This is a genomic window from Streptomyces sp. NPDC031497, from assembly GCF_055580905.1.
In genome coordinates, this window is record NZ_JBVIKO010000014.1 from 122,377 (window position 1) to 139,825 (window position 17,449).

15 protein-coding genes are annotated in these 17,449 nt (G+C 73.6%); 9 read left to right on the forward strand and 6 right to left on the reverse strand.

All coding sequences use genetic code 11. The features are described 5' to 3' along the window. The first annotated feature begins 2 nt into the window (after positions 1 to 2). Genes ACZ5K7_RS27315 through ACZ5K7_RS27340 form a run of 6 tightly spaced genes read left to right on the forward strand, consistent with a single transcriptional unit; the run spans position 3 to position 6,677 of the window. Positions 3 to 959: an ABC transporter permease gene (locus tag ACZ5K7_RS27315; RefSeq protein ID WP_351696496.1), complete on the forward strand. Its 957-nt coding sequence runs from the start codon at positions 3 to 5 to the stop codon at positions 957 to 959. Next, a complete protein-coding gene (locus ACZ5K7_RS27320) occupies positions 956 to 1,813 on the forward strand; it encodes an ABC transporter permease (RefSeq protein WP_468917123.1) in 858 nt (285 codons plus the stop codon). Before ACZ5K7_RS27315 ends, ACZ5K7_RS27320 begins: the two co-directional genes overlap by 4 nt. Beyond that, positions 1,810 to 3,825, forward strand: coding sequence for a dipeptide ABC transporter ATP-binding protein (locus tag ACZ5K7_RS27325; protein ID WP_468917126.1), 2,016 nt, complete (start codon positions 1,810 to 1,812; stop codon positions 3,823 to 3,825). Before ACZ5K7_RS27320 ends, ACZ5K7_RS27325 begins: the two co-directional genes overlap by 4 nt. Positions 3,826 to 3,850: 25 nt before the next feature. Then, a complete protein-coding gene (locus tag ACZ5K7_RS27330; protein ID WP_468917129.1) occupies positions 3,851 to 4,801 on the forward strand; it encodes an alpha/beta fold hydrolase in 951 nt (316 codons plus the stop codon). A gap of 24 nt (positions 4,802 to 4,825) precedes the next feature. After that, positions 4,826 to 5,839, forward strand: a complete 1,014-nt coding sequence (locus ACZ5K7_RS27335; protein WP_468917132.1) for a 2-oxoglutarate and iron-dependent oxygenase domain-containing protein — start codon at positions 4,826 to 4,828, stop codon at positions 5,837 to 5,839. A gap of 22 nt (positions 5,840 to 5,861) precedes the next feature. Then, entirely contained in the window at positions 5,862 to 6,677 is an 816-nt protein-coding gene (locus tag ACZ5K7_RS27340; protein ID WP_468917135.1) for a DUF427 domain-containing protein, read from the forward strand. Positions 6,678 to 6,707: 30 nt separating this feature from the next. Here the strand turns inward: ACZ5K7_RS27340 and ACZ5K7_RS27345 are convergent, their stop codons facing one another. Continuing rightward, positions 6,708 to 7,529 carry a DUF1684 domain-containing protein gene (locus ACZ5K7_RS27345; protein ID WP_468917138.1) on the reverse strand — a complete coding sequence of 274 codons (822 nt, stop codon included), beginning with the start codon at positions 7,527 to 7,529 and terminating at the stop codon, positions 6,708 to 6,710. Between the two features lie 199 nt (positions 7,530 to 7,728). Between ACZ5K7_RS27345 and ACZ5K7_RS27350 the strand changes: the two genes are divergently transcribed. The 3 genes from ACZ5K7_RS27350 (at position 7,729) to ACZ5K7_RS27360 (ending at position 11,697) form a co-directional block, all read left to right on the forward strand. Beyond that, positions 7,729 to 9,003, forward strand: a complete 1,275-nt coding sequence (locus ACZ5K7_RS27350; protein ID WP_351696479.1) for a sulfite oxidase — start codon at positions 7,729 to 7,731, stop codon at positions 9,001 to 9,003. Between the two features lie 229 nt (positions 9,004 to 9,232). After that, positions 9,233 to 10,525 (forward strand): ergothioneine biosynthesis glutamate--cysteine ligase EgtA, encoded by a 1,293-nt coding sequence (gene egtA, locus ACZ5K7_RS27355; RefSeq protein WP_468917142.1) that lies wholly within the window; start codon positions 9,233 to 9,235, stop codon positions 10,523 to 10,525. Between the two features lie 173 nt (positions 10,526 to 10,698). After that, positions 10,699 to 11,697: a quinone oxidoreductase family protein gene (locus tag ACZ5K7_RS27360; protein WP_468917145.1), complete on the forward strand. Its 999-nt coding sequence runs from the start codon at positions 10,699 to 10,701 to the stop codon at positions 11,695 to 11,697. A 75-nt stretch (positions 11,698 to 11,772) separates the two neighbouring features. On the opposite strand, the gene ACZ5K7_RS27365 is transcribed toward ACZ5K7_RS27360, so the two are convergent. From ACZ5K7_RS27365 to ACZ5K7_RS27385, 5 genes are all read right to left on the reverse strand, one after another. After that, positions 11,773 to 13,173 carry an NtaA/DmoA family FMN-dependent monooxygenase gene (locus ACZ5K7_RS27365; RefSeq protein ID WP_468917148.1) on the reverse strand — a complete coding sequence of 467 codons (1,401 nt, stop codon included), beginning with the start codon at positions 13,171 to 13,173 and terminating at the stop codon, positions 11,773 to 11,775. Then, positions 13,170 to 14,270 carry an LLM class flavin-dependent oxidoreductase gene (locus tag ACZ5K7_RS27370; protein ID WP_468917151.1) on the reverse strand — a complete coding sequence of 367 codons (1,101 nt, stop codon included), beginning with the start codon at positions 14,268 to 14,270 and terminating at the stop codon, positions 13,170 to 13,172. The genes ACZ5K7_RS27365 and ACZ5K7_RS27370 overlap by 4 nt, the downstream gene beginning before the upstream one ends. 407 nt (positions 14,271 to 14,677) lie before the next feature. After that, positions 14,678 to 14,791: a membrane dipeptidase gene (locus tag ACZ5K7_RS27375; protein WP_468917153.1), complete on the reverse strand. Its 114-nt coding sequence runs from the start codon at positions 14,789 to 14,791 to the stop codon at positions 14,678 to 14,680. 46 nt (positions 14,792 to 14,837) lie between these two features. Then, positions 14,838 to 16,508: a dipeptide ABC transporter ATP-binding protein gene (locus ACZ5K7_RS27380; RefSeq protein WP_468917156.1), complete on the reverse strand. Its 1,671-nt coding sequence runs from the start codon at positions 16,506 to 16,508 to the stop codon at positions 14,838 to 14,840. Beyond that, the gene (locus ACZ5K7_RS27385; RefSeq protein WP_468917158.1) at positions 16,501 to 17,448 is read right to left on the reverse strand and encodes an ABC transporter permease; all 948 of its coding nucleotides are present in this window, start codon (positions 17,446 to 17,448) and stop codon (positions 16,501 to 16,503) included. The genes ACZ5K7_RS27380 and ACZ5K7_RS27385 overlap by 8 nt, the downstream gene beginning before the upstream one ends. Between the last annotated feature and the right edge of the window lies 1 nt (position 17,449).

A 17,449-nucleotide genomic window follows, 5' to 3' on the forward strand; every position in this document is an offset into this window, starting at 1 on the left:
CCATGACCAGGTTTCTGCTCCGCCGACTCGCCGCCGTCCCACTGACCCTGCTGGCGGTCTCCCTCCTGGTCTTCCTCGCCACCCAGGTGCTGCCCGGCGACGTGGCCCGCACCGTCCTGGGCCGGGAGGCCACGGACAGCTCGGTGCACGCCCTCAACCACGAACTCGGCCTGGACCGGCCGCTCGTCGTGCAGTACGGCAGCTGGCTCGGGCACTTCGTCACCGGCGACTGGGGGACGTCGTACACACTGCACGTGCCCGTACGCGCGCTGCTCCTGGAGCGGCTCGGGCACTCGCTGTTCCTGGCGGTGTTCGCGTTCGTGCTGCTGGTGCCGGTCGCGCTCACCCTCGGCCTGATCGCGGGGCTGTACCACGGACGAGTGCTGGACCGGGCGATCACCTCCACGACCCTCGCCCTGGGCGCCACACCGGAGTTCGTCACCGGGGTGGTCCTGCTGGTGGTGTTCTCCGTGCAGTTGCGCTGGCTGCCCGCGTCCGCCCAGACCCAGCCCGGCGCCGACGGCCTGGGACAGACCCTGTGGCACCTGCTGTTGCCGGCCGTCTCGCTGGTGCTGGTGTGCACCGGCTATGTGGCCCGGCATGTGCGCGCCAGCACCGTCACCGTCGTCGAGGGGCCCTACGTCCGCGCGGCCCGGCTGCGCGGCGCCGGCCCGGCACGGATCGTCCTGCGGCATGTCCTGCGCAACGCCACGGTACCGGCCACCAGCGCCCTCGGAGTGCAGCTCCAATACATGCTCGGCGGCATCGTCGTGGTCGAACTGCTCTTCAACTACCCCGGAGCCGGAGCCCTGTTGTTGCAGTCGGCACAGGACAAGGACCTGCCGACACTTCAGGCGTCCGCCCTGGTGCTGGGCGCCCTCTACATGCTGGTCGTGCTGCTCGCCGACCTCGTCCACCGGTTGCTGGATCCGCGGATACGGCTCGGGGGTGCGGCATGAGCACCGTGTCGATCGCCCTGAGGCCGTTGGGACGACTGCGACGGCTGGGCCGGCCGCCCGTCGCCTCCGCCGTGGGAGCCGCCGTGATCGTGCTGTGGACGGTGGTGGCCCTGTTCTGGCCGCACCTGGTGCCGTACGCGCCCGACGTGCAGCGCCCGCAGGACCGGTTCCTGTCGCCGAGTGCCGCACACTGGCTGGGCACCGACCAGTTCGGCCGCGACGTGTTCTCCCGCGCCCTCGCCGGGGCGCGCCCCGTGCTGGAGGTGGCGCCGGCCGCGACCGCGCTGGCCGTCCTCGCCGGGACCGTGATCGGGCTGGTCACGGGCGGGGTGGGCGGCTGGCTGGACGACGTGGTGATGCGGATCGTCGACGCCGTCGTGGTCTTTCCGGCCATCATCGCCGCCGTCCTGTTCGTGGCCTTCCTGGGCCGCTCGACGCCGGTGCTCGTGTTCGTCGTCGCGACCGCCCTGACCACACTGGTCGCACGCAGCGTACGGGCGGCGACGCTCGTGGAGCGGGGCAAGCCGTACGTCGAGGCGGCGCGGCTGCGCGGCGAGCCCCTGTGGTCACTGCTCGGCCGCGAGATCCTGCCCAACGTCCGCTCCACGGTGTACGTCGAGGCGACCTCACGGCTCGGCGACGCGGTGTTCGCCGCCGCGACCCTCTCCTTCCTCGGCCTCGGCCAGCCACCCGGCTCACCGGAGTGGGGCGCGTCCGTCGCCGACAACCGGGTGTGGCTGAACAACGCGCCATGGACGGTCCTCGCGCCCGCCCTGGCCATCGTCTCCCTGGTGGTCGGGGTGGCCCTGGTCGCCGACACCTCACGGCGGGCCGCGGGAGGTGCTGCCGAATGAGCAGGAGCGAACAGCGGCCCCTCGGCGCGGGGTTGAGCACAGCCGAACAGGGTCTCGTCGTGACGGGGTTGAGTGTCGCGTACGACTCCGCCCAGGTCCTGTACGACGTGTCGTTCACCGTCGCCCCCGGCGAGATCTTCGGCCTGGTCGGCGAGTCGGGCTGCGGCAAGTCGACCCTGGCGTACGCGCTGGGCCGCCACTTCGCACCGGGCGGGCGTGTGCTCGGCGGCGGCGTGCGGCTGGACGGCACCGACGTACTGGCCCTGGGCGGACGGCGGTTGCGGGACTGGCGGGCCTCCCGGCTCGCCTTCGTGCACCAGGACGCGGCGGGATCCCTGGATCCGACGATGCGGATCGGCAGGCAGCTGGCCGAAGTGCTGCGCGGCCGTGGTCTGTCACGGCGTGCGAGTGCCGAACGCGCCGTCGAACTCCTGCGCACGGTACGGCTGCCCGACCCGGAGCGGCTCGCGCACCGCTACCCGCACCAGTTGTCCGGCGGCCAGCAGCAGCGCGTCGTGATCGCCGCCGCCCTCGCCGTAGAGCCGCGGCTGCTGATCCTCGACGAGCCGACCACGGGGCTCGACGCCTCCGTCGAGCACGAAGTACTGGGTCTGCTCGCGGAGTTGCGTGGTCGGCTCGATGCCGCGGTGGTCTTCGTCAGCCACGACCTCGGTCTGATCGGCCGCATGTGCGATCGCGTGGGCGTGCTGTACGCGGGGCGTCTGGTCGAGTCCGGGCCGGTGGGCGAGGTCCTGGCCGCCCCCGCCCACCCCTACACGGCGGGCCTGCTGGCGGCCGTCCCGGTCCTCGGTGTCACGCGGCGGGAGCGCCCGCTGCTGCCCCTGCCCGGTCGGCTGCCGCTGCCGGGCGAGACCACGGCCGGCTGCGCCTTCGCACCACGCTGCGCGCTGGCCGAGGACGCCTGCCGGGCAGCCGAACCCGAGCTGGACACGGAGGCCGTGCCCGGCCGGGCGGTGCGCTGTCTGCACCCGGGGGAGGCCTCGGTGGACGTCGGTACCGCGGCGGGCCGTGAACCGCCGGGAGGGACGGCTGCCGACCTCGTCGAAGTGCGTGGTCTGGTACGGAAGTTCGGGCACACCGTCGCGGTCGACCACGTCGACCTGGATATCCGTGAGGGCGAAGTCCTCGGACTGGTGGGGGAGTCGGGCAGCGGCAAGACCACCCTCGCCCGGGCCCTCGCGGGGCTCGCACCCGACGGTGCGGGAACCCTGCGGCTGCGCGGCGAACCACTGCCCGCACGCCTCGCCCGGCGCGACGCCCGCCTGCGGCCGCGCATCCAGATGGTCTTCCAGAACCCGGACGCCTCCCTCAACCCCAGCCACACCGTGCGCACGGTCCTGAGGCGAGCGCTCGCCACCCTCGGAGACGCCTCGGGCACATCCCTCGACGCTCTCCTCGACCGCGCCCGCATCGACGCCGATCTCCTCGACCGCCGCCCGGCCCGGCTGTCCGGCGGGCAGAAACAGCGCGTGTCGATCGCCCGCAGCTTCGCGGGCCGCCCCGACCTGGTGATCTGCGACGAACCCGTGTCCGCGCTGGACGTCAGTGTGCAGGCGGCGGTGCTGGAGGTGCTGGCCGACCAGCGGGACCGCACGGGGACGTCGTACCTGTTCATCTCGCACGATCTCGCGGTCGTCGGGTATCTCGCCGACCGGATCGCCGTCATGTACCGCGGCGTGATCGTCGAGGAGGGGCCCGCCGCCGATGTGCTGGGCGGTCCCTCGCATCCGTACACGGCCCTGCTGGTCGAGGCCGCGGCGCGCCCGGTGGTGACGAGCCGGCCGGAAGCACCCGACAGCGCCCCGGTACGTCCGGGCGGCTGTCGCTTCGCCGACCGCTGCACCCGCCGGATCGCCGGGCTGTGCGAGGACGTACCGCCCCCGTCACGCGACCTGGGCGCGGGCCATGTCGTGCGCTGCCACCTCGACCCGTCCGACCTGCCGGCCGGGATCCCCGCCACCGCCGCGTTCAGCGTGGCCGACCCGCTCTGACCCTCTCTCCGCCCTGGGAGCTCTCATGACCACCAGCACCGGCACCAGCACCGGCACCGGCACCAGCCCCAGCACCAGCCCCAGCACCGGCACCAGCACCGGCACCGGCACCAGCCCCAGCACCAGCCCCAGCACCGGCACCAGCCCCAGCACCGGCACCGGCACCAGCACCGGCGCCGGCGCCGAGGAGTTCGCCGACCTGCCCAACGCTCCTGTCATCCAACGCCGTTGGGTGACCGTCGCCACCGGCGGCCACGTCGGCGGCGTCTTCTGGCACCCGCAGAAGCCCACCGTCGTCCTGCTCCACGACGCCGGTGCCAGCGCCCGTGCCTGGGACGACGTCCTGCTGGCCCTGGACCGGCCCGCAGTCGCCCTGGACCTGCCCGGCCACGGCCGCTCCAGCAGGCGAGGCCGGGGCGACTACCGCCCCCGGCGGCTGGCCGCCACCCTGGAGGAGGCCGCCCGGTCCTTCGCCCCGGGAGGCGTGCCCGTCGTAGGAGCCGGGTTCGGCGCGCTGGCCGCGATCGCCCTGAAGGCGAAGTTCCTGCACAGCGTCGGACGCCTCGTCCTCGTCGACGCGCTGCCCGGCACGCTCTCTCCGGGTCTGCGGCTGTGGCCCACGCCCAGCCCCGAGTTCGCCACCCGCGACGAGGCGGCGGCCTGGCTGGCAGAGCGCGGTGCCACCGACGCCGCCCGCACGGCCGAACGGGAGACCGAGCAGGCCGCGGACGGCACCTGGTCCTGGCGCCACCACCTCGGCGGCCTCCCCGCCGACGCGCCCACCGCCCTCGGCGACGAGACCCTCTGGGAGCAACTCGCCGCCGTACCCGCCCCGTTGCTCGTCCGCACCGAGGGCGGCCCGCTGGACACCGTGTCCCTCGACCGGTTCCGCACCCAGGTACCCGACGGCGACATCGTCACCGCGCATGCCGAGCCGCGGGCCCTCGCGGACGTCCTGCGCCCCCTGACTCACTGAACCCACTACGAAGGAGCCCCCGCCATGTCGGACGACATTCCCGTCATCGACCTCGCCGCCGCCCTCGCCGAGGACGCCCCCGAGGACCTGCTGGCCACCGTGCGCCGCGCCGCCGAGACCATCGGCATCATCCAGGTGGTCAACCACGGGGTCCCCACCGAGGTGATCGCCGGGTTCAACGACGGTTTCCGCCGCGTCCTCGACCTGCCCCGCGACGAGAAGGAGAAGCTGGCCAGCCCGACCGGGCACCCCAACCGTGGCTGGCGGCAGTGGCCCGACGACTTCGGCCGCCTCGAACTCGAACGGTTCAACATCGGCCAGTACGACGACTCGGACGCGGCCGTGGCCGCCGGGCTCACCCCGGAGCAGGCCACCCTCTACGCCCACGCCAACGTGTGGCCGCCGCAGGAGCCCGGCCTGCGCGCCGCGGCCCAGCGCTACCAGGACGCGTTCGTGGACGTCGCCCGCCGCGTCCTCGGCCTGTACGCGCGCGTGCTGGACGTGCCGGCGGAGGCCTTCCCGCTCGGCGACGACGTCTACACCACGCTGGTTGTCAACAACTACCCGAAGTGGCCGTACGAGGGCGTGTCCGACGAGGAGAAGCTGCTCCTCCTGGAACACGCCGACAGCTCCGCGCTCACCGTGCTCCACCAGGAGGGTGACTACGCGGGCCTGCAGGGCCAGCGTCCCGACGGCACCTGGACCTCCGTACCGATCCGGCCCGACGCCCTCCAGGTGTTCACCGGCACCCTGCTGACCAACTGGACGGAGGGCAGGCTGCGCCCCGGACGGCACCGCGTGGTGGCCGGCGGCTCGGTGACGCGCCGCTCCTCCGCGGTCTTCGTCCATCCGAGCCTGGACACGGTGGTGGCACCGCTGCCGGCCTTCGCCGACCCGGACGGCTCCGACTTCGAACCCGTCTCGGTGTGGGAGCGTGCCAGTGGCAACGTCGAGGAGTACCTGCGGGTCTTCGGCCGCCCCGAGCAGCTCGCGGCCTGGCGGGAGAACCGCCCGTACGTCGCCGAAGTCACCGCGTGAGCAAGCCGAAGGAGAGCCGGTCATGACCACATTCCCCACCGCGCGGGCCGTGCGGGCCACCCCCGAGGGGCTCCTGTGGGAGCCGAGCGAGCGCTGGGTGCGCGGCCGCAAGGGTGACGTCACGGTCGTCGACAGCCACCACCCCGTCCTCGTCTGGGAGCCGGGGGTTCCCGTACCGCTGTACGCGTTCCCCCGCGCGGAGGTACGCGAGGAGCTGCTCCGCCCCGCGAAGAACCCGCCGTCCGGCACGCACACCGGCTCGCGGATCTTCTACGACCTGGACATCGACGGGGAGCTGCTGGAGAACGCCGCCTGGACCTTCCCGGCCGCCGACCTGGCCGGCCACATCGCCTTCGAGTGGTTCCGGCGCGTGGGGCGGGGCCTGGACCACTGGTACGAGGAGGAGGAAGAGATCTTCATCCATCCTCGTGACCCGCACAAGCGGGTGGACGCCATCCCCAGCAGCCGTCACCTCGTGGTCGAGATCGACGGCACGGTTGTCGCGGACACCCGCCGGCCGGTCCTGCTCTTCGAGACCGGCCTGCCCACCCGCTACTACGTCCCGCGCGAGGACGTCCGCCTCGACCTGCTCGAAGCCACCGACCATCACACCGGCTGCCCCTACAAGGGCACCGCCGAGTACTGGTCGTGGCGCGGCGAGGCCGACGTCCCGCCCAACGTCGTCTGGAGCTACCCGGACCCGCTGCCCGCGGTCGGCGCCGTCCGGGGGCTGCTCGCCTTCTACAACGAGGCGGTCGACATCACCCTGGACGGCGAACGGGTGGCCCGCCCCGTCACCCACTTCACCAAGGCGCTCACGGACCAACAGCGCACCTGACGGGAGACGGCCACGGGCCGGGGCGGCCGGTCAGGGTTGTCCGCCGCGCTCCAGCGGGATCTTCTCGCCCGTGTCGATCGCGACCGGCAGCCGGTTCTCGGTCGGCGGGAGCGGGCAGGTGGCCAGGTCCGTGTAGGCGCAGGGCAGGTTGGCGGCGCGGTTGAAGTCGATCGTCACCCTGCCCTCGGCGTCGGGGGCGGGGATCTGGAGGGAGCGGTTCGCCGCGTACGTGGTCACACCGGAGGTCTTGTCGGTGAACAGCACCATCAGGGCTCCGGGCGTCCGGCCGTTGAACGCGGTGAGCCGGTGCGCCGTGCCCTCCAGTTCGAACTCGACCTGGCCGGGGGAGTCGTAGACATGCTCCAGACCCTCGACGGCGGCACCGACGGTCACCGGGCGCGGGGTATCGAAGGGCAGGAAGCGGCCGGAGAGTACCCAGCGCTCGTCGGGCTCGTAGGCAGGCGTCCCGGTGAACGCCGTACGCAGCGCGTTGCCGGGGTGGCGGGGGCGCACGATGTCGTGTCCGCCGCGCTTGGCGACCTCGATCACCGCGTCGCCCCAGCCGACGTACACACTGGCGCGTTCGGCGAGGACGCCGAAGTCGTGGCGGCCGCGCACGACCTGCTCGTCGACGGCCACCTCCTCGCCCTCGTCCAACTCGACGACCACACCGTCGGCGGTGCTCGACCAGGCACCGGGCGCGTCCTCGAACCGGGTGGGCTCGTCGCTGAGCCAGTGGAGGCCAGTGATCGCGAGGAACCCGTGCGGGCCGGCCAGCACCGCCTCCTTCTGCCGGTGCCACTCCTCCCACTCCTGTACGAAGCTCACCCGGTCGACGTCCTGAACGGTCATGTCGGCTCCCTCCCGCTGCATGTCCTGTTCTTCGTGCAACAGTCACGCCTGCGCGCATCATCCCGCCAGGAGAAGCCCCCGTTTCCGCAAGGGGAGAGCTGTTCCCCGACCGAACCACGGCCGGCCCGGCCGATGGCCCTGTCCTGGCTCGCACCGACCCCAGCCGTGCTCCTTCGCCCTCTCATGACGAGGATCCGCCATGCCCCGTTCCACCCCCGCCGGTCATCGCCACGAAACCGACTACGACGACGGCAGGCTGCGCCAGTGGCTCGCCGGTGAGGCCAGGGCCGACGGGGTCACCCGCCGCCGGCTGCTCACCCTGCTCGCCGCCACCGCCGCCGGGACCGCACTCGGCGGCACCCGGCCCGCCCGCGCCGCCGTCGCCGGAATCGTCAAGCCGCTGCCGCCCGAGTGGTTCGTCGAGCGCGGTACCAACGCCGAGACCCGCTGGGAGGCGCTGCGCGGAACCGGCCACCACACCCCCAACGAGCTGTTCTTCGTCCGCAACCACACCGCCACCCCCGTCCTGGAGGCCGGCGACTGGCGGCTGCGACTGTGGGGCAGCGGGCTGCGCGGCAGCCCCGGCGAGGACCGGCCGGTGGAGTTCGGGTACGACGACCTGCGCGCCCTGCCGGCCGTCACCCGGACCGCCTTCGTCGAATGCGCCGGCAACGGCCGCTCCTACTACACGACACAGCAGGGCGAGACGGTCACCGGCACCGCGTGGACCCTGGGAGCGATCGGGGTGGCGCGCTGGCGCGGGGTGCGCCTCGCCGAGGTGCTGCGCAGGGCGGGTCTGTCCCCCCACGCCGTGGACGTGCAGCCGCGCGGCCTGGACGCCGAGTACGTCAGCGGCGGCGAGAGCCTGGGCCGGGTGCGCCGTCCGCTGCCGCTGGCCAAGGCGCTGGACGACGTACTGCTCGCGTACGAGATGAACGGCGAGCGGCTTCCGTACGATCACGGGTACCCGGTGCGGGTGCTGGTGCCCTCCTGGGTGGGGATCGCGTCGATCAAGTGGGTCGGCGACATCGAGGTGTCCGCGCAGCCGCTCTACTCGCCCTGGAACACCACCTTCTACCGGCTGTTCGGCCCCTCCTACCCGGAGGGCGGCAGCGCACCGCTCACCCGGCAGGCCACGAAGAGCGCCTTCGAACTGGCGAGCGGGGCCACGTTCACGGCGGGTCGCAGACACGTGCTGCACGGCCGGTCGTGGTCGGGCGCGGGCGCCGTCGCCCGGGTCGACGTCAGCACCGACGGCGGGGCGAACTGGCGCCATGCCCACCTGCACGACCGGCCCCGGGCCGGCACCTGGACCCGCTGGTCCCTCGGCTGGCAGCCCGAGGAACCCGGCGCCACCCACCTGCTGGCCCGTGCCACGGACACGGCCGGCCGTACGCAGCCGGACGTCGCCGTGCCCAACACCCAGGGCTACCTGTTCGACGCGGTGGTACGGCATCCGGTGAGCGTGGTGTGACGGATCGCGGGCCCACGACCGGGCTCCTGGCGGCCGTGCCGTCTTCTCGGGCTGAGAGCCGCCCGGGACCTGCCGAGTCGCCCGTCGCGGGTTGCCGCGCGCCCAGTCGTCTGGAAAGTGCGCTCTTGTCATGACAGGGCAGGACGGCGGACTCTGGCAGCAGGCACAGCGGTACGCGTAGCGGACGTCGGATCCCCGACGGCCCTGAGGCGGCTCAGGAGGCTCGCGGATGTCGGTTTCACCGGAGTGCGGCGTTGACGGTCCTGCTGTCACCGAACACGAGGCGGAGGCGCTGGTCGAGGGAGTCTGCTTCAAGACGGGCCCGCCGCGCAGCGTCGGGGTCGAGGTGGAATGGCTCGTCCACCGGGAGCGTGCGCCGCACGACACCGTGGGCCGGGAAGACCTGGAGGCGGCCCACGCCGTACTGCGGACCCTCCCGCTGACGTCCGGGCTGAGCGTCGAGCCCGGCGGCCAGGTGGAGCTGAGCTCCCGGCCGGCCCCGTCGCTGGCCCGGTGTGTCTCGGAGGTCTCCGCGGATCTGGCGGCCGTGCGCACCGCGCTGCGCGAGCACGGCCTGTCACTGGCCGGGATGGGCGTCGATCCCTGGCTGCCGCCTCGCCGGTTCCTGCGGGAGCGGCGCTACGACGCCATGGAGGCCTGCCTCGACCGTACGGGTCCAGCGGGGCGAACCCTGATGTGTACCTCGGCCTCCGTCCAGGTGTGCCTCGACGCCGGACGGGAGGAACCCGGCGTCATGGGATTCGCGCGCCGCTGGTGGCTGGCGCACCACCTGGGCGCGGTCCTGGTCGCGGCGTTCGCGAACTCGCCCATGGCCGAGGGCCGCGCCACGGGCTGGCTGTCCACGCGGCAGCTGATGTGGGCGGAACTCGATCCGGGGCGGGCCGGCGGCCCCTCCCTGGTCCCCGACCCGCGGCGCGCCTGGGTCCGGCGGGTCCTCGACGCACCGGTGATGTGCGTTCGGCGGGACGGTCCCTGGGAGGTGCCGGACGGAGTGAGCTTCCGCGAGTGGACCCGCTCGCACAGCATGCGCCCGCCGACCCACGCGGACCTCGACTATCACATCAGCACACTGTTTCCGCCCGTCAGGCCACGTGGGCACCTGGAACTGCGCATGATCGACGCACAGTCCGGCGACGACGGGTGGATCGTGCCGCTCGCCGTGGTCACGGCCCTGTTCGACGACCCCGGCGCCGCGGTGATCGCGAACCGGGCGGTGGAGCCCCTGGCCGGGCGGGCCGCCGGGGCCCCGGCGCCGCACAATCCGCTGTGGACCGACGCGGCGCGCCACGGGCTCGCCGACCCGGAGCTGAAGCGCGCCGCCGTGACCTGTTTCGCCGCGGCACTGGACGCCCTGCCCCGGCTGGGCGCGGGCACCGGGGTCATGGACGCCGTCGCCGCCTACGCCGACCGCTACGTCCGCCGCGGGCGCTGCCCGGCCGACGACGTGCTCGACCGGCAGCGCGACCCGGACGCGTCCGTACGGCGCCGGGCCCGGCGGTGACCCGGACGATCCTCGTGCCCGGAGCGGAATGGCGAGGCGCTTCGTGATGTTGCCGTGGAAGGGTTTCAGGTCGTCAGGACGCCTGCGGGGACGGCAAGTCGGGGTGGTGGGCCGACGGCGCTCCGCGGGACGGCCTCGGGCCCGCGTATCGACCGAGCAGAGAAGGACGCCACGTGCGCGCATACGGATTCAAGTCGAACGGCGGACCCGAGGTCCTGGAGGAGATCCAGGTGCCGACCCCGCGGCCGGGCCCGGGCCAGGTGCTGATCGAGGTCGCGTACGCCGGCGTGAACTTCGCCGAGGTGCAGCACCGACGGGGCGAGTTCGGCGAGCCCGACGGCCCCGGTGGCTACGATGTGCCCGGGCTGGAAGTCTCCGGCACGGTGGCCGCGCTCGGCGACGGGGCGACGGGACCGGCCGTCGGCGAACAGGTCGCGGCCTACCTTCCGGCCTTCGGCGGATACGCGGAGTTCGCCGTGGTCGACACGGACTTCGTCCGGCCGGTCGGCAGGCTCCCGCTCGCGCACGCGGCCGGGGTGCCGTGCGTCTACCCGACGGCCTACGGGGTGCTGACGGACGCGGGGCGCCTGCACGAGGGCGAGACGGTCCTGATCCACGCGGCGGCCGGCGGAGTCGGTTCGGCCGCGGCACGGATCGCGCGGGTACGCGGTGCCGCCCGGGTCTACGGCACGGTCGGCTCCGCGTCGAAGACCCGGCTGGCCGCCGATCTGGGCTACGACGAACTGTTCGTCCGGGAGGACTTCGAGGACGCGGTCCGGGAGGCCACCGCCGGGCGCGGGGTGGACCTGGTGCTGGACCCCGTCGGCGGTCCGGTGCGCCACGCCGGCCTGCGGGTACTGGCCCCCTTCGGCCGGGTGGTCACCTACGGGGACCTCGGACGTGACGCCGACTGGACGGCGGACGTCTGGGATCTGTGGAAGAACAACAGGACCGTCGCCGGATACAACATCGGTGACGTCGCCCGCCGTTCCCCCGCCACCATCGGCGATCACCTGTCCAGGGCGTTGTCCGCGCTCGCCTCCGGAGCACTGCCCTACACCCCGCCGACCGTCGTCCCGTCGTCGGACGTCGTCGAGGTCCACCGCCGTCACGAGGCCGGGCGGACCCACGGGAAGACCGTGCTCGCGCTCACGGGGCACGGAGCGGGCTGAGCCGGGCGGTGCGTTCCCCCGCCGCACCGGCGAGCGCGGGCCCGGTGCCGGTCCGGTGCGACGGGGGCGACGACTTCAGCCGGCCTGCCGTCGCTCGGGTGCGGAGCGGTGGGTGAGCGGTGCCCGCAGGCCGAGGTGTTCGCGCAGTGTGCTGCCGGTGTACTCGGTGCGGTAGACCCCGCGTTCCTGCAGTTCGGGGACGAGCAGGTCGACGATGTCGTCGAGGCCGTCGGGGATGAGGTACGGCGTGACGTTGAAGCCGTCGACCGCGCCGTGCCGCACGAACCGGGCGAACTTGTCGGCCAGGCCGGACGGCGTGCCGACGTGCCCACGCTGCGGACCGAGCGCGATGACGGTCTCGCGCAGCGACCAGCCGTGCGCCTCCGCCTTCGCCCGCCATTCGGCCACCACCGTGCGCGGATCGGCGATGCGCCGCGCCCCGAAGGAACCGTCGTTCTCGGCGACGACCGGGTCCTCGGCGGGCAGCGGCCCGTCGGCGTCACGGTCGGACAGGTCGACGCCCCACAGCAGACCGGCGATCCCCAGCGCCGTGGCGGGCGTGACCTGCTGGAGCCGGATCCAGCGCTTCTTCTCCTCGGCCTCCTCCTCGGTGGCGCCGATGATGATCTCGGTGCCGGGCAGGATCCGCAGGTCGTCGTCGGGCCGCCCGACCGCCCGCAGCCGGTGCCGGATGTCCTCGGCGAAGGCCAGCGCGTCGTCGAAGTCGTTGCCGTGCGCGGAGAAGATGACGTCGGCGTTGCGGGCGGCGAAGTCGCGCCCCTCACCGGAGTCGCCGGCCTGGAAGATCACCGGGTGGCCCTGGGCGCTGCGCGGCAGCGTGGGAGCGAGATCGACGTCGAACTGCGGCCCCCGGTGGCGCACTTGGCGTACCGCCCCGGGCACCGACCAGGCGGGCGCGGCCACGGACGTGGCGACCGCCTGGTCGTCCCAGCCGTCCCACAGGGCGCGGGCCACGGTGAGGAACTCCTCGGCGCGCCGGTAGCGGTCGGCGTGGTCGAGGTAGCCGCCGCGGCGGAAGTTGGCGCCGGTCCAGGCGTTGTCCGTGGTCACCACGTTCCAGCCGGCGCGGCCTTCGGAGAGGAGATCGAGGCCGGAGAGGCGGCGGACGAGGTCGGCGGGCTCGTTGTAGGTGGAGTTGGAGGTGGAGACCAGGCCGATCCTGCGGGTGACCGCCGCCAGCGCCGCGAGCTGGGTGACGGCGTCCGGCCGGCCGGCCACGTCGAGATCGTGGATCCGGCCGTCCACCTCGCGCAGCCGGAGCCCCTCACCGAGGAAGAACGCGTCGAACAGGCCTCGTTCGGCGGTCTGGGCGACCCGCCGGAAGGAGGCGGGGTCGATCTGCGAACCGCTGTCGGGGGCGGACCAGACGGTCCAGTGGTTGACTCCCTGGAAGAACACGCCGAAATGCAACTGGGCGTGCGGCCGGGGGACGTCGAGGGGGTCGGTGCGGGTCATCGGGTCTCCTCCTGGACGGCCGCGGCCGCGAAACGGTTGGCGGGGCGCTCCAGACCCAGGGTCGAGCGCAGGGACGTGCCCGGCAGCGGGCGGGCGACGAGGCGCCGTGCGGACAGGGCCGGCAGGACGTGGCGGGAGAGGACGGGCAGATCCTCGTCCAGTACGAGGGGATGCAGCCGTACTCCGTGGACGTGACGGCTCAACTCGTCGAGAACAGCGACCAGTCCGTCCGCCGAGCCGACGTGCCGCAGCCGTCCGCGGTCGTCCCACGGGGCATGGCGTTCCAGGTCGGCGACGCGCTCGGCGCCGGTCGCGTCCGGCGTGTCCAGCGCCACCTCGACCTCGGCGAAGACACGGGGCGTACCGGCACCCGCGGCGGCCGCGGCGACCGACGCCGGGTCGCGGCCCTCGACCAGGGCCACGTCGAGCCGCGCGGCGGGTACCCGGTCCGGGCGGCCCAGGACGACGAGCTGCCCCTGCGGGGGGCGCGGCACGATCGCCGGGCCCTTGACGGCGTAGGTCTCCCCGGTGAAGTCGATGTAGTGCAGCCGTTCGCGGTCGAGGTAGCGGCTCGTGGCCACGGACCGGATGACCGCGTCGTCCTCCCACGAGTCCCACAGGGCGCGGGCCACCTCCACCCCGTCCCGGGACTCCCGGGCCCGCCCGGCCGCGTCGGCGACCAGGGGGCGCCCCCACACCCGGGCCGCCTCGGGGTGGTCCTCCTCCGTCACCACCCACCCGGCGCGGCCGGCGGAGATGTGGTCCAGGGACGCCAACTGGCTGGAGACATGGAAGGGTTCGGCATACGTGACCGGGACGACGGGCGCGATCCCGATCGTGCTCGTGGACGCGGCGACGAACGCCGCCCGCTCCACCGCCCCGATACGGCCGACGGGATCCGGCGCGGCACCGGGCGGCAGCACCCCGTCGTCCAGGGTGATCAGGGTGAACCCGGCGTTCTCGGCCACGGCGGCGAGCCCGGCCACCCGGCGCGGGGTGAGCAGTTGGTCGGGTGAGTGGGCGGCGCGGCGCCAGGCCGCGGGGTGGGCGCCGTCACCGTCGATCTCGACGGCGAGGTGCAGGGCGGGGCCGGACAATGGACGTTCCTTCCGGGAAGCACGGGAATGCAGCGGCCGCGCGGGCACGACGAGCGAGCCGGGCGCCGCCGGTGGACGGGAGCCGGACCGAGCCACGGCGTGCGAGCGGGGCGTGGCGAGGACGAGAGGCGCGGGGTGCGACGACGGGCGGGACCGGGCGCGGCCACGGCATACGGGACCTCTGGGACGGGCCCGTGGGACTGGCTCGGCGGCAGGGCCGCAGGCGTCAGACGCGGTGTCCGGAGAGACAGACGGCGGAGCAGGTACGGCAGTAGTCGACATGCCGGCGGACGATCAGCCGCACGCCGGAGCAGACACCCTGCGGTGCCGCGCCGGATACGTGCATCAAGGGCCTCCGCCCGTCAGAAACCGATCGGTTCACCGTACGTCGCCCGCCCCCGCGGGTGTCAAGAACATGCGACGCGGTCCACACCGTCGTAGCCGCCGCCGAGACCGATGTGGTCCACCTCGGCCACCGCCCGCGCGTGCTCCACGTGGTCGGCGACCTGGGCGACGGTCACCTCGGGGCGGGAGAGACGGTGAGGGTCGCACGCTGCGTGGACTCGGTCATGAGCCGGCCACTCCTTCCTCCACGGGGCGTTGCTGACGTCTGGCCTGCCGTACCGGGTCGGGCACGGGCAGGGCGGCGACGAGCCGGCGGGTGTAGTCGTCCTGCGGGCTGCCGAGCACCTGGCCGGTGGTTCCCTCCTCGGCGATCCGCCCCCGGTGCAGTACCACCACCCGGTCGGCGACCTGTTCGACCACCGCCAGGTCGTGGCTGACGAACAACGCCGCGAAGCCCAGGTCCCGCTGGAGCTCGCCGAACAGGTCCAGCACCTTGGCCTGCACGGACACGTCCAGCGCCGAGGTCGGCTCGTCCGCGACCAGCAGCCCCGGCCGCAGCGCCAGCGCCCGGGCGAGGCCGGCGCGCTGGCGCTGCCCTCCGCTCAGCTCGTGCGGGTACCGGTCCGCGTAGGCGCGCGGCAGGTGCACCGCAGCGAGCAGCGACTCGGCCCGCGACCGGATCTCCTTCGCGCCCAGCTCCCGCCGGTGCACGACGAGCGGTTCCGCGATGCTCTCGGCGATCGTCAGCAGGGGGTTGAAGCTGGTGGCCGGGTCCTGGAAGACGTAGCCGATCCGCCCGGCCGTCCTCGGCTTCCGGGACGTCCGTGTCAACGGCTCCCCGAACAGCTCCAGTTGCCCGCCGGTCACCGCGGTCAGCCCCGCGATGGCCCGCCCGATGGTGGTCTTGCCGCTGCCGCTCTCGCCGACCAGCCCGAGCACCTCACCCGGCCGGATCTCGAAGCTCACCCCGTCCACCGCCCGGAAGCCCTTGCGTCCCAGCCGCCCCGGGTAGTCGACGACCAGCCCGGAGGCCCGCACGACCGGCTGGACCCCGCCGCCCGCCGGCGCCGGCCCGGCATGTCCGCCGGCACCGAAGTCCGGTACGGCGGCGAGGAGTTCCCGGGTGTACGGGTGGGCGGGCGCTGCGAACAGCGCGCGTACCGGCGCCTGTTCCACCACCTTCCCGGCCCGCATGACCGCCACCCGGTCGGCGAGGTCGGCGACGACGCCCATGTTGTGGGTGATGAGCAGGACGGCGGTACCGAAGTCGGTGCGGCAGCGGTGGAGCAGTTCCAGGATCTCCGCCTGGACCGTGACGTCCAGGGCTGTGGTCGGTTCGTCGGCGACGATGAGCCGGGTGCCCAGGGCGAGGGCCATGGCGATGACGGCGCGCTGCTTCTGACCGCCGGAGAGCTGGTGCGGGTAGTGGCCGACGCGGACGGCCGGATCGGGGATGCCGACCTTGTCGAGCCACTCCACGGCGAGCGCCCGCCGCTCGGCCCTGCTGCCGCCGCGTCCGTGGGCGCGCAGGCCCTCGGCGAGCTGCCAGCCGATGGTGAAGACGGGGTTCAGCGCGGTGGACGGCTCCTGGAAGACCATCGCGGCATGCGTGCCGCGCAGGGTGCGCAGCCGGGCCGGGGACGCGGTGAGCACGTCCTCCCCGGGCTCCGAGGTGCCGTCACCGAGCAGGACCCGGCCGCGGACCGTCGCGGTGCCGGGCAGCAGGCCGAGGACCGACCGGGCGGTGACGGTCTTGCCGCTGCCGCTCTCGCCGACCAGGGCCAGCACCTCGCCCGGGGCGACGGAGATGCTGACCCCGCGGACGGCGGGCGCCGCGCCGGCGTCGGTGGTGAAGCCGACGTGCAGGTCCTCGATGCGCAGCAGGTCAGTCATCGTCCCCGCCTCCGTCCGTGGCAAGGGCGCGGTCACCTGTCCGGCGCCGCAGCCGCGGGTCGGCGAGGTCGGTGAGGCCCTCGCCGAGCAGGGTCGTGCCCAGAACCGTGAGCACGATGCCCAGGCCGGGCGGGACCGCCGTCCACCAGATGCCCGAAGTGACGTCGGCGACCGCGCGGTTGAGGTCGTACCCCCACTCGGCGGCGGAGTTGGGCTCGATGCCGAAGCCCAGGAAACCCAGGCCGGCGAGGGTGAGGATGGCCTCCGACGCGTTGATCGTGAAGATCAGCGGGAGGGTGCGCACCGAGTTGCGCAGCACGTGCCGCGTCATGATGCGCCACGGCCCGGTGCCGATCACCCGGGCCGCGTCGACGAACGGCTCGGCCTTCACCCGGATCACCTCGGCCCGTACGACCCGGAAGTACTGCGGTACGAAGGACACCGCGACCGAGCAGGCGGCCGCGCCGAGACCGCCGACCAGGCTCGACCGGCCGCCGCTGATCACGATCGACATGAGGATGGCGAGCAGCAGCGGCGGAAACGCGTACAGCGCGTCCGCCAGCCCCACCAGCAACCGGTCCAGCCTGCCCCCGAGATAGCCGGAGACCAGTCCGAGCACGGTGCCCGGCACCACCGAGAGCAGCAGCGCGGCGACGATGATCAGCAGCGCGGTCCGCGCGCCCCAGACCGTCCGGGACAGGACGTCGTACCCGGCGATGGTCGTGCCCAGCGGATGGGTGCCGCTCGGATGCTGCTGGGAGCCGAACAGGCCGCCTCCGTCACGGAGTTCGGCGTAGCCGTGCGGGGCGAGCAGCGGTCCCAGCAAGGCGGTGAGCAGGAACAGGACCGTCAGGACCAGGCCGGTGAGCAGCATGGCCCGCTGCACTCCCGCGCCCGTGCGCAGCCGCAGCGGCAGCCGTCGTACCAGAACCAGCGACATG